Origin of the sequence: Pseudomonas sp. NPDC089569 (assembly GCF_050280625.1) — a bacterium.
In the GTDB taxonomy this organism is placed as follows: Bacteria; Pseudomonadota; Gammaproteobacteria; order Pseudomonadales; family Pseudomonadaceae; genus Aquipseudomonas.
The window spans coordinates 1-10,363 of sequence record NZ_JBNNVQ010000151.1 but is presented as its reverse complement, the minus strand read 5'-3'; the positions used below and the strand labels follow the sequence as shown (position 1 = coordinate 10,363).

At 60.2% G+C, this 10,363-nt stretch carries 12 protein-coding genes and 2 pseudogenes; 4 read left to right on the top strand and 10 right to left on the bottom strand.

The features are described from left to right. Positions 1-95 (top strand): annotated as a pseudogene (locus ACQKP2_RS30400) (oxidoreductase); the annotation flags it as partial. Beyond that, a pseudogene (locus ACQKP2_RS30395) lies at positions 82-948 on the top strand (GlxA family transcriptional regulator); the annotation flags it as partial. The pseudogenes ACQKP2_RS30400 and ACQKP2_RS30395, both read left to right, overlap by 14 nt. Before the next feature lie 85 nt (positions 949-1,033). Here the strand turns inward: ACQKP2_RS30395 and ACQKP2_RS30390 are convergent. The 6 genes from ACQKP2_RS30390 to ACQKP2_RS30365 all read right to left on the bottom strand — a co-directional run bounded on the left by ACQKP2_RS30390 (position 1,034) and on the right by ACQKP2_RS30365 (position 6,532). Beyond that, positions 1,034-1,300, bottom strand: a complete 267-nt coding sequence (locus ACQKP2_RS30390; protein ID WP_427582020.1) for a hypothetical protein — start codon at positions 1,298-1,300, stop codon at positions 1,034-1,036. 394 nt (positions 1,301-1,694) lie between these two features. Then, positions 1,695-2,858 carry a gamma-butyrobetaine dioxygenase gene (locus ACQKP2_RS30385; RefSeq protein WP_427582019.1) on the bottom strand — a complete coding sequence of 388 codons (1,164 nt, stop codon included), beginning with the start codon at positions 2,856-2,858 and terminating at the stop codon, positions 1,695-1,697. A gap of 13 nt (positions 2,859-2,871) precedes the next feature. Next, on the bottom strand, positions 2,872-3,348 hold the full coding sequence (locus ACQKP2_RS30380) for a thioesterase family protein (protein WP_427582018.1): 477 nt from the start codon (positions 3,346-3,348) through the stop codon (positions 2,872-2,874). A gap of 135 nt (positions 3,349-3,483) precedes the next feature. After that, on the bottom strand, positions 3,484-4,449 hold the full coding sequence (locus ACQKP2_RS30375; RefSeq protein ID WP_427582017.1) for an L-carnitine dehydrogenase: 966 nt from the start codon (positions 4,447-4,449) through the stop codon (positions 3,484-3,486). 142 nt (positions 4,450-4,591) lie between these two features. Then, a complete protein-coding gene (locus ACQKP2_RS30370) occupies positions 4,592-5,479 on the bottom strand; it encodes a 3-keto-5-aminohexanoate cleavage protein (protein WP_427582016.1) in 888 nt (295 codons plus the stop codon). Positions 5,480-5,587: 108 nt separating this feature from the next. Continuing rightward, on the bottom strand, positions 5,588-6,532 hold the full coding sequence (locus ACQKP2_RS30365) for a choline ABC transporter substrate-binding protein (protein WP_427582015.1): 945 nt from the start codon (positions 6,530-6,532) through the stop codon (positions 5,588-5,590). Positions 6,533-6,742: 210 nt separating this feature from the next. On the opposite strand from ACQKP2_RS30365, the gene ACQKP2_RS30360 reads away from it, so the two are divergent. Beyond that, positions 6,743-7,687 (top strand): GlxA family transcriptional regulator, encoded by a 945-nt coding sequence (locus ACQKP2_RS30360; RefSeq protein WP_427582014.1) that lies wholly within the window; start codon positions 6,743-6,745, stop codon positions 7,685-7,687. 126 nt (positions 7,688-7,813) lie between these two features. Here the strand turns inward: ACQKP2_RS30360 and ACQKP2_RS30355 are convergent, their stop codons facing one another. From ACQKP2_RS30355 to ACQKP2_RS30340, 4 genes are all read right to left on the bottom strand, one after another. Continuing rightward, positions 7,814-8,230: a DUF3010 family protein gene (locus ACQKP2_RS30355; RefSeq protein ID WP_427582013.1), complete on the bottom strand. Its 417-nt coding sequence runs from the start codon at positions 8,228-8,230 to the stop codon at positions 7,814-7,816. Between the two features lie 32 nt (positions 8,231-8,262). Further along, on the bottom strand, positions 8,263-8,586 hold the full coding sequence (locus ACQKP2_RS30350; protein WP_427582012.1) for a helix-turn-helix domain-containing protein: 324 nt from the start codon (positions 8,584-8,586) through the stop codon (positions 8,263-8,265). Further along, positions 8,570-8,824, bottom strand: a complete 255-nt coding sequence (locus ACQKP2_RS30345) for a type II toxin-antitoxin system RelE family toxin (RefSeq protein ID WP_427582011.1) — start codon at positions 8,822-8,824, stop codon at positions 8,570-8,572. The genes ACQKP2_RS30350 and ACQKP2_RS30345 overlap by 17 nt, the downstream gene beginning before the upstream one ends. Positions 8,825-9,036: 212 nt before the next feature. Continuing rightward, positions 9,037-9,438: a lysozyme inhibitor LprI family protein gene (locus tag ACQKP2_RS30340; protein WP_427582010.1), complete on the bottom strand. Its 402-nt coding sequence runs from the start codon at positions 9,436-9,438 to the stop codon at positions 9,037-9,039. 235 nt (positions 9,439-9,673) lie between these two features. On the opposite strand from ACQKP2_RS30340, the gene ACQKP2_RS30335 reads away from it, so the two are divergent. Then, positions 9,674-10,363 (top strand): membrane dipeptidase (locus ACQKP2_RS30335; protein WP_427582009.1); only part of this gene is annotated, 690 nt, incomplete at its 3' end.

Here is a 10,363-nt window from a genome sequence, read left to right as displayed (position 1 = left end):
GTTCCCGCGGCATTGGCGCTGCCATCGTCAAACGTCTGGCCGCTGAAGGCGCTTCGGTTGCCTTTACTTATGTAAGCTCCGCCGCCAAGGCCCAGTGTGATCGTCTGCGGTGGCATCGGTATTCAACGCACTGTTACCCGTGAACACGTTTCATGGCTGCAAAGCCAGGCCCGTCAGTCCCGTCGCCTCGGCGCGGTCTGCACCGGCAGCTGGGCCCTGGCGTGCGCCGGCCTGCTCGACGGTTTCGATTGCAGCGTGCACTGGGAATGTCTGGCGGCGATGCAGGAAGCTTTCCCGCGGGTGGCCATGAGTACCCGCCTGTTCACCCTCGACCGTAACCGTTTCACCAGCTCTGGCGGCACCGCGCCGCTGGACATGATGCTGCACCTGATCAGCCGCGATCACGGTCGTGAACTGTCCGCCGCCATCTCGGAGATGTTCGTCTACGAGCGCATCCGCAACGAGCAGGATCACCAGCGTGTGCCGCTCAAGCACATGCTGGGTACCAACCAGCCGAAGCTGCAGGAAATCGTCGCGCTGATGGAAGCCAACCTGGAAGAGCCGATCGACCTGGATGAATTGGCCGTGTACGTCTCGGTATCGCGTCGCCAGCTGGAGCGGCTGTTCCAGAAATACCTGCACTGTTCGCCGTCGCGTTACTACCTGAAGCTGCGCCTGATTCGCGCACGCCAGCTGCTCAAGCAAACGCCGATGTCGATCATCGAAGTGGCTTCGGTCTGTGGCTTCGTGTCCACGCCGCACTTCTCCAAATGCTACCGCGAGTACTTCGGCATTCCGCCACGTGACGAGCGCGTAGGTTCCAACACCACGCAACAGGTGGCGATGATGCCGTTGCCGCAAGCGCTGGTGCTGTCGCCGCTGTCCGGGCCGTTGTCGGCGCTGAGCCAGGCGCGCAACGAATCGACGTTCGCCAGCGTAAGGCTCTAGACCGAGCTGCCTTCATTCGCGGGCAAGCCTCGCTCCTACAGGTTTTGATGATCTTGTAGGAGCGAGGCTTGCCCGCGAAGGCGTTTTATCGGGTGACGTGGCTTTGTTGGTATTCGGCCAACGCCGGCAGCAATTGCCTGTCGATGGCCTGGCGCACGGCCGGCAGGATGGTTGCGCTGCTGGTGTACATCTCCTTCACCATCTTGCGCAGTTCGTAGGCGCGGGCATCGTTCAATCCCCTGACCGCGCACTCGCAAGCCTGCTCGGCGGTAGCGCCATTGGCAACGTTGAGTCCCAGTGCCTTGAGCTGGCCCAAGAGATCTTCCTGGTCAATCAAATCGGTATACATCATGACGCATATCCTTCTTCCGGGAACGGTGTCGTGGCTCGATTCTGGTAGGGGGCGGGGGTGGCGGCAAGGGCGATTTGTCGCAATGACTTGCTTGGCTATGAATATGTCGTTTTCGGCTAACTTGCTTGCCGGAGGAGTCGGCACACTGGACTCAGCTCGCTTCACGAAGGTTTGGTCACCCTCGCACGGCAGCTCCTCAACAGTACCCTCTGCCTCGATCCTGTCACGGCTTGATCGGGGCTTTTTTTGTCTGTGATTCAGGGAAATATGTGGTGCCTGATCGGACGCCATCGCGGGCAAGCCCGCTCCCACAAGGTCCGGTGGTGGTCACAAATTGTGTGATCGACACCTAACCTGTGGGAGCCGGCTTGCCGGCGATTGAAGGCGATGAGATCTAGCGTTGCAACACCAGAATGCGCGACAACAACTCATCACGATCGATATAGCAGCCCTGGAAGTGCCGGGCCCCGGTGGCGGGGTCGAAGGCGTTGCGGGCGTGCAGGGTGCGGCGGTTGTCGAAGCACCACAGCTCGCCGGGATTGAGCCGTTGCATCACCCGGAATCGCGGTTCGCGGGTCATCGCGATAAAGCGGCGATACGCGCGGTAGAGGCGCGGCATCTGTTCCACCGAGGTGTCGAACGGGCCACGCAGGAAGTTCGCCATGCGGATTTCCGACACCTGCCCCAGGGCATTCAAAGCGATGATCGGTGCCAGGCAACGGTAGTCGCTGTGTCGGTCCTTGTTGCGAAACTCGACGGGCATTTCACACAGGCTTTTGAACGACTCCGGGTCCTCGCGGCGCAAGGCGTCGGCGATGGCGAAACCGTCGACAAAAATGCTCTCGCCCCCTTCGGCATCGTTGACCAGGCAATGCAGGAATTGCAGCCCCGGTTGCAGCTCCCGGGTCGGCAAATCGCTGTGCAGCGGCAGGTTGAATGCGGTGTAGGCGTTGCTGTCGGCATCGGCCTTGGATTGCACGTTGAACAGCACGCCGAAATTGCTCTCGCGGATGAACGAAATCCGCTGGGCAATCAGTTTCAACGAGCCGGGTTCGGTAGGCACGCCACGCACCTGAGTCAGGCCGGTGTCGCGTACTGCCAGCAGCCATTGCAGCAGGGCATCGTTGTCGTTCATCAGCGCCTGATACTCGAACACCGGCAGTTTCAGATCGCTATGCCAAAGTCGGGTTTGCGACTTGGCGGCCAGGCGCTCGGCGCGGGATTCGTCGTCGTAGGCGTGGGCACGCAGCCAGCCTGGGTCGAAGCGGCTCTGGTGGCCGTCCTGCCACTGGACGCAAAGGCAACCTTCAGCGTCGAGGCTGGTTTCGGAGGGCAACAGGTTTTCCGGAACGTCGACGATTTCCAGCACCTGTTCGCGAGTGACCGTGTAGACGCATTGCGGGCACGGGCAGTTGTCCCGCAACCATTGATGATGAAAGGGGCTGACACGCTGGTCGGCCCACTTCACCAGAACACGATCCGCCATCGCTTGCACGCCTGTCAGCGCGCTGATCAACGGATACGTACGAAAATCGGCAAAAGCGGCGGCGGTGTTCATGGCTATCTCCTTATTATTTTTTTGTGGGTAATGCGATCACTCGGCCAATGTACTGCGGGGCAGGCAGGTCGCGTTGCTCAGCCACGATGGCTTGCAGCTTGCCCAGGGTTTGTTCGCTGAAAGGCGCCGAGTTCGGCCCTGCGAGGTCTACGTGTAACAGCATTTGCTCGTTGCCCGCCAGCTCCTTGTCGTCACCCACAAGATGCAGGCTGTGATAGAGGTGCAGGCGCTTGCTGTCGTGGCCGATGATCTGCGTGCGAACCTCGACATCGGCGTCGAGCTTCACTTCGTGCAGGTAATTCAGGTGCAGTTCCAGGGTAAACAGCGAGTTGCCGCTGGCTTCGCGGCTGTTGCTGTCCATGCCCAGGCGATCCATCAGCGCATCGGTAGCGTAGCTGAAGATCAACAGGTAGAAGGCGTCGCGCAGGTGGCCGTTGTAATCGACCCAGTCGGGGATGATGCGGGTTTGGTAGGTGGTGAGGGTGGGCATCTTGCTCTCCAGAGATGATCGTTCCCACGCTCTGCGTGGGAACGCCTCCTGTGACGCTCTGCGTCACGCCTTTCGGGACGCGGAGCGTCCCGGGCTGCATTCCCACGCAGAGCGTGGGAACGATCAGGGTGCGGCTTATTCGCTGAAGCTCATGCCATGCTTTTCTTTGGTGCTCTTCACCGCTTCCAGCACCGCCAGCAGGCAGTCATCGCGATAGCGTTCCAGCGCCGAAATGCTGTGGCGACCGAGTTGCTCGCTGGTGCCGTCCACTACATCGTCGATGAGCTTGTCGGTCAGTTCCGGCGCCGGCAAGTAGGTCCACGGCAACTGCAACGCCGGGCCGAACTGGGACATGAAGTGGCGCATGCCGGCATCGCCGCCCGCCAGGGTATAGGTCAGGAAGGTCCCCATGAACGACCAGCGCAGGCCGGCACCGAAACGAATGGCGTCGTCGATTTCACCGGTGGTCGCCACGCCGTCGTTGACCAGGTGCAGTGCCTCGCGCCACAGCGCTTCGAGCAAGCGGTCGGCAATGAACCCCGGTACTTCCTTGCGTACATGCAAGGGGCGCATCCCCAGGGATTCGTAGACTTTCATCGCGGCTTGTACGGCTTCCGGGGCGGTGTTTTTACCGCCGACCACTTCCACCAGAGGCAACAGGTAAACCGGGTTGAACGGGTGCCCGACCACGCAGCGTTCCGGGTGGGTCGAGGTCTCGTAGAACTCGCTCGGCAACAGGCCCGAAGTGCTGGAGCCGATCAGTGCGTTGGGCTTGGCCGCCGCGCTGATCTTGCCGTGCAGTTCCAGTTTCAGCTCGAGGCGTTCGGGAGCGCTTTCCTGGATGAAATCAGCGTCGCGAACGCATTCTTCGATGGTGGCGACAAAGCGCAAGCGATCCTGTGAAGCGCCTGGCGCCAGACCGTTCTTCTCCAGCGCACCCCAGGCGTTGGCCACGCGTTTGCGCAGCGCGGCCTCGGCACCGGGGGCCGGGTCCCAGGCCACTACGTCCAGGCCGTGGGCGAGGGCACGGGCGACCCAGCCGCTGCCGATGACACCGCTGCCCAGAGCGGCGAAGGTTTTGATTTCGGTAATAAAGCTCATGGTCACGTCCTGAATTCTGCTCGGGAAAAACTGTGGGAGCGAGCCTGCTCGCGATAGCGTCGGTACATCCGATACTTCATTTGAGGCAGGTGAATCGCTATCGCGAGCAGGCTCGCTCCCACAGGGGGAAAGTGTGTAAAGGTCAGCCGCGCTGTTTCAGGCCCATTTTCTTGCGGCCTTCAGCCGGGGTCAGGACGCGGGCGCCGAGGCGGCTGAGGATTTCCGTGGCGCGTTCGACCAGTTGGCCGTTGGTCGCCAGCACGCCCTTGTCCAGCCACAGGTTGTCTTCCAGGCCGACGCGAACGTTGCCGCCGAGCAACACCGCCTGTGCGGCCATCGGCATTTGCATGCGGCCGATGCCGAAGCCTGCCCAGACCGCATCGGCCGGCAGGTTGTCGACCATGGCTTTCATGGTGGTGGTGTCGGCCGGGGCGCCCCACGGGATGCCCAGGCACAGCTGGAACAGCGGGTTGTCGAGCAGACCTTCTTTCATCATCTGCTTGGCGAACCAAAGGTGACCGGTGTCGAAGATCTCCAGCTCGGCTTTCACGCCCAGCTCTTGAATGCGCTTGGCGCCGGCACGCAGTTGCGCCGGGGTGGACACGTAAATGGTGTCGCCATCGCCGAAGTTCAGGGTGCCGCAATCGAGGGTGCAGATTTCCGGCAGCAGTTCTTCGACGTGAGCCAGGCGGGTCAGCGGGCCTACCAGGTCAGTGTTCGGGCCGAACTCCATCGGGTTCTCGCCTGCACCGATTTCCAGGTCGCCGCCCATGCCGGCGGTGAGGTTGACGATGATGTCGACGTCGGCTTCGCGAATGCGCTCCATCACTTCACGGTACAGCGCCACGTCACGGCTGAACTTGCCGGTTTGCGGGTCGCGAACATGGCAGTGAACCACGGTGGCACCGGCCTTGGCCGCTTCCACGGCGGCAGCGGCGATCTGTTTCGGGGTGACCGGCACGTGAGGGCTTTTGCTGGTCGTGTCGCCAGCACCGGTGAGTGCGCAGGTGATGATGACGTCGTGGTTCATTTGGCGATTCCTTACAGGCTGGATTCTTTAGGTTTGTTCAGGCGCGTCGATCCCGCTCGCAGCCCTTGCGGGCTGCGAATCGATGGTTCGGTTCAAAAAAAGAGCGAGTTATTTGCTGGTCAGCTGCAGGTTTTCAGCCGCCGGCTTGCCGTCGAAGGTGGTCACGCCTTCAAGCCAGCGCTGCTTGTCCTGCGGGTGATCCTTGAGCCATTGCTTGGCGGACTCGAAGGCGTCCTTGTGATCCAGCAGCGGCTGCATCATCCGGCTCTCGTCTTCGGCGCTGAAGGTCAGGTTGCTCAGCAGGCGGCCGATGTTCGGGCACTGTTGCGCGTAGTTGGGTGAAGTGACGGTCCAGACCGTGGCTTTGCCTTCGTTCGGGCCGAGGGCGTCATCGCTGCCGGTCAGGTAAGTCATCTTCACGTTGACGTTCATCGGGTGCGGCGCCCAGCCGAAGAACACCACGGCTTCGTTGCGGCGCACGGCGCGGTCCACGGCAGCGAGCATGCCGGCTTCGCTGGACTCGACGAGCTGGAACTTGCCGAGGCCGAACTGGTTCTTGGCGATCATGGCCTTGATCTGGGTGTTGGCGCCCGAACCTGGCTCGATGCCGTAGATCTTGCCGCCCAGTTCTTTTTCGAACTTGGCGATGTCAGCGAACGTCTTCAGGCCCTTGTCGGCCAGATAAGTCGGTACGGCGAGGGTGGCGCGAGCGTCTTGCAGGCTCGGTGCTTCAAGTACCTTGACCTGGTTGGCGTCGACGAACGGGGTGATGGTCTGGGTCATCAGCGGGTTCCAGTAACCCAGGAACAGGTCCAGGCGCTGGTCGCGGATCCCGGCGAAGATAATCTGCTGGGAGGCGCTGGTTTGTTTGGTGCTGTAGCCGAGGCCGTCGAGCAATACCTGGGTCATTGCGCTGGTGGCGATGACGTCGGTCCAGTTCACTACGCCCATGCGTACGTTCTGGCACGACGCAGGTTCGGCGGCCATGACACTGGCGCTCAGCAAAGCGGTACCACTGAGTGCAAGAACACAGCTGCTGATCAGTCGTTTCATTCTCAGGTTCCTCGGCAGTTTCGTTATTGTGGGTCCGGTCATCTTTGTGTGCCGGTGATGCCAAGTTACGCAGCTAAGCGGCCATGAAAGCGCACTACGGCGACCAGCTCTTGCACTGCAGCGACCTGTGCTCTTGAATGTGGCGGACAACTGGCGTATCAACATCACACGCTGCCCGGCCTCTCGCTCCATGCCAATCGAGTGCGCTCCATGTCCCAGGATTTCTATTTCTTGTTGATGCCGGGTTTCTCGGCCATTGGGTTTATCTCGGCCATCGAGCCCTTGCGGGTCGCCAATCGCTTTCGTGGCGAGTTGTATCGCTGGCACGTGTTGAGTGCCGATGGCGGGGCGGTGCTGGCCAGCAACGGCATGTCGGTCAACGCCGATGCGGCGTTGGAGCCGCTGAAGAAAGGCGCGATTTTGTTGGTGGTCGCCGGATTCGAGCCGCTGAAGTTCGCCACCCCGACCCTGGAACACTGGTTGCGTCGGCTGGATAAGGAAGGGGTGACCCTTGGTGCCATCGATACCGGCAGTTTCGTCCTTGCCGAAGCCGGGCTGCTCGATGGTCATCGCTTGACCCTACACTGGGAGGCCATCGATGCCTTCAAAGAGTCTTATCCGCAACTGAGCGTCACTCAGGAGCTGTTCGAAATCGACCGACGGCGCATCACGTCCGCCGGCGGCACCGCCTCCATCGATTTGATGCTCGATCTGATCGCCCAGGCCCATGGCCCGGAACTGGCGATCCAGGTCAGCGAACAATTCGTGCTCGGCCGCATCCGCCCGCGCAAAGACCACCAGCGCATGGAGGTCGCCACGCGTTATGGCATCAGCAACAAGAAGCTTGTGCATGTGATTGGCGAAATGGAACAACACAGCGAGCCGCCGCTAAGCACGCTGGAGCTGGCGGAATCGATCAAAGTGACCCGCAGGCAACTGGAGCGCCTGTTTCGCCTGCACTTGAACGACACGCCGAGCAATTTCTACCTGCGCCTGCGCCTGGAGAAGGCGCGGCAGTTGTTGCGCCAGACCGACATGAGCGTGCTGGAAGTGAGCATCGCCTGCGGCTTTGAATCACCGTCGTATTTCACCCGCAGCTATCGGGCGAAATACGAACGCTGCCCGCGGGAAGACCGGCGTACCGCCAAAGCCTGAACAACACAAAACCCTGTAGGAGCGAGCAAGCTCGCGATAGACGCCAGAGCGCCGCGGGGTATCAGGTAACCAGCGTCATCGTTGACGACCATCGCGAGCTTGCTCGCTCCTACAGAAGATGTGTCGTTACTTCTTCAGCAATGCCGAGCAGGCCGCTTTGTAGGCCTCATGCTGATACTTGTTCAGCGTCGCCGGCAGTTCGACATTGAACTTCTTGCACTGCGCCGTAATGGTCTGCGGCGACAACAAGGTCACTTCGCAATTCTCCAGCAACTGGAAAACCCCCTCGATCTTGAACGTGGTCGGCCCGCCGGCGAATTCGCCTTTCTTGCTGCGTTTCTTGATGGCGATGCGGTCGATGGCGTTTTCGCGGACAAAAGACGCGACCTGGGCGGCGAATACCTTGACGTTGGCGGCCTCGTCGTCATCGTCCATCGCGATTTTCTTCGTGGCGATCGCGAGGTGACCCGCAGTCAAACCGTCGAGAGACGCCACGGCGAAAATCGCTTCGCTGCCTTTGATTTCGATACCACAGACTTTCATGTTCAATTCCTTTGCTTGCTGACGCGCGTGGCTTATAGCTCGAGTTGACTGGCGTTAATGCCAAAAGCCGCGGCAATTTTTTCGCGTGTGGCCCGGCGAGGCTTGGCAACGGTTTCCTGCTGGGCGAATGCCGGCTGGGAAATGCCCATTTTCTTGGCCACTTCATCCTGCGTAAGGTTCAAGTGTTCGCGCCAGGCGCGAATGGGGGTCGCGCCATCGACGATGCGACTGACGACTTCGTGTGGAATCAGGTCGGGCTCGATCTTCTGCGCCACATACTGTGCGTAGGGGATGACCACGAATGCAGGATTTCCGTTTGCATCGTTGATGATTTGAACGTCAGTAGGTGCGTTCATCGCGTTTTTTGACCTCTTGAATACTGACTACTTTGATTGCGCCATCCCAGTTGAACATGACTCGGTAGTTACCTACTCGAAGTCGGTAGGCGTATTCATGACCGGCCAGTACTTTGACGTTGCCTGTGTCAGGCATGTCCTTCAGTGCCGTAACCGCATCACGAACCTGAATCTGATGAGCGGAATGCAATTTCAGAAGCTGCTTAACGGCCTTTCGAGTCCAGTGAATAGTGTTCATGAGGGAATATAAGTCTTTTATAAGATTTTTCAATCTTTGCTTATATTTCGCTCGTGGCCAATTAACGAAGCATGTCGGGATGTTGCCCACCGAACAGGGTCCGCTGTGGACCGTGGGGAGCGCTGTAAGTCAGGTCAGCGAGGGGTGTAGGAAATCGCATTTTGTGAGGATGGAAGCCGGCGTCGACGCCAGCTTCCGACAGGAACTGGGGGTCACTCCTGCCCAATCGACTCCAAAAATTCCGACCGTTCGTCGCTCATGCGCGCCACGCAATCATTTTGCGCGATGGTGAACGCCTTGCTGCCGGCCGTGGCCGGGAAGGCTTCGACGGCGCAGTCGGCATCGCGGGTCTTGAGCCATTGTTGCTGCGCGGCCTTGAGCTTGGCGTTGATGTCGGCCAATTGCGCCGGGTTCTTGCCATATTGCGACTGCATGCGCTCGGTCAGGCTCTGGAAATTGTCCTTGAGCAAATCCTCGGCGGTGGTTTTGCTGAAGACGGAGCACTCCAGGGTCTGTACGTCGTTTTCGACTTTGTCGCAGGGGTTGTCGTCCGCCTCTTCGGCTGCATGTACGCCGGTCGCAATCAGTGCCAAAGCCAGAAAGATCGATTTCATTGCATCGCCGCCCTAAACCAGTGAAGCCTTCAGTGATGCGGCGAATTCTGGCTCAAGCGAGCGACCTTGAACAGGTCGCGATTAGTGCCTGGCGACGCCGCTTTGTCGCCTATTGACGCTTTCGGCAATTCCCCTGTCGTTTTTGCACCCGGCCCCTCAGGCACCGAGGCATATGCTGGTCCCAAAGCGCCGGCAGACGATTCGGCGCATGAATCGCTAATAAGGGGACAGCCTGATGAGCCCAGCCGAATTGCACGCCGACAGCATCGTTATCGACGGGCTGATTATCGCCAAGTGGAACCGTGAACTGTTCGAAGACATGCGCAAGGGCGGTTTGACCGCGGCCAACTGCACCGTGTCGGTGTGGGAAGGCTTTCAGGCGACCGTCAACAACATCGCCGCCAGCCAGAAGCTGATCCGCGAAAACAGCGACCTGGTGATGCCGGTTCGCACCACCGCCGACATCCGCAAGGCCAAGGAGCAGGGCAAGACCGGCATCCTCTTCGGCTTCCAGAACGCCCACGCGTTCGAAGACCAGATCGGCTATGTCGAGGTGTTCAAGCAGCTGGGCGTGGGCATCGTGCAGATGTGCTACAACACCCAGAACCTGGTGGGCACCGGTTGCTACGAGCGTGACGGCGGCCTGTCGGGCTTCGGTCGTGAAATCGTTGCCGAAATGAACCGCGCCGGCGTGATGTGCGACCTCTCCCACGTCGGCTCCAAGACGTCCGAAGAAGTCATCCTCGAATCGAAAAAACCGGTGTGCTACTCCCACTGCCTGCCGTCGGGGCTCAAGGAGCACCCGCGCAACAAGTCCGATGAAGAGCTCAAGTTCATTGCCGATCACGGCGGTTTCGTCGGCGTGACCATGTTCGCGCCGTTCCTGGCCAAGGGCATCGATTCGACCATCGACGACTACGCCGAA

What these genes read in the sequence shown, in the direction of transcription:
- ACQKP2_RS30345 (WP_427582011.1), bottom strand. Translation starts at nt 8,824, where the DNA reads ATGAACACTATTCACTGGACTCGAAAGGCCGTTAAGCAGCTTCTGAAA.
- ACQKP2_RS30385 (WP_427582019.1), bottom strand. Translation starts at nt 2,858, where the DNA reads ATGAACACCGCCGCCGCTTTTGCCGATTTTCGTACGTATCCGTTGATC.
- ACQKP2_RS30365 (WP_427582015.1), bottom strand. Translation starts at nt 6,532, where the DNA reads ATGAAACGACTGATCAGCAGCTGTGTTCTTGCACTCAGTGGTACCGCT.
- ACQKP2_RS30375 (WP_427582017.1), bottom strand. Translation starts at nt 4,449, where the DNA reads ATGAGCTTTATTACCGAAATCAAAACCTTCGCCGCTCTGGGCAGCGGT.
- ACQKP2_RS30360 (WP_427582014.1), top strand. Translation starts at nt 6,743, where the DNA reads ATGTCCCAGGATTTCTATTTCTTGTTGATGCCGGGTTTCTCGGCCATT.
- ACQKP2_RS30355 (WP_427582013.1), bottom strand. Translation starts at nt 8,230, where the DNA reads ATGAAAGTCTGTGGTATCGAAATCAAAGGCAGCGAAGCGATTTTCGCC.
- ACQKP2_RS30370 (WP_427582016.1), bottom strand. Translation starts at nt 5,479, where the DNA reads ATGAACCACGACGTCATCATCACCTGCGCACTCACCGGTGCTGGCGAC.
- ACQKP2_RS30390 (WP_427582020.1), bottom strand. Translation starts at nt 1,300, where the DNA reads ATGATGTATACCGATTTGATTGACCAGGAAGATCTCTTGGGCCAGCTC.
- ACQKP2_RS30340 (WP_427582010.1), bottom strand. Translation starts at nt 9,438, where the DNA reads ATGAAATCGATCTTTCTGGCTTTGGCACTGATTGCGACCGGCGTACAT.
- ACQKP2_RS30380 (WP_427582018.1), bottom strand. Translation starts at nt 3,348, where the DNA reads ATGCCCACCCTCACCACCTACCAAACCCGCATCATCCCCGACTGGGTC.
- ACQKP2_RS30350 (WP_427582012.1), bottom strand. Translation starts at nt 8,586, where the DNA reads ATGAACGCACCTACTGACGTTCAAATCATCAACGATGCAAACGGAAAT.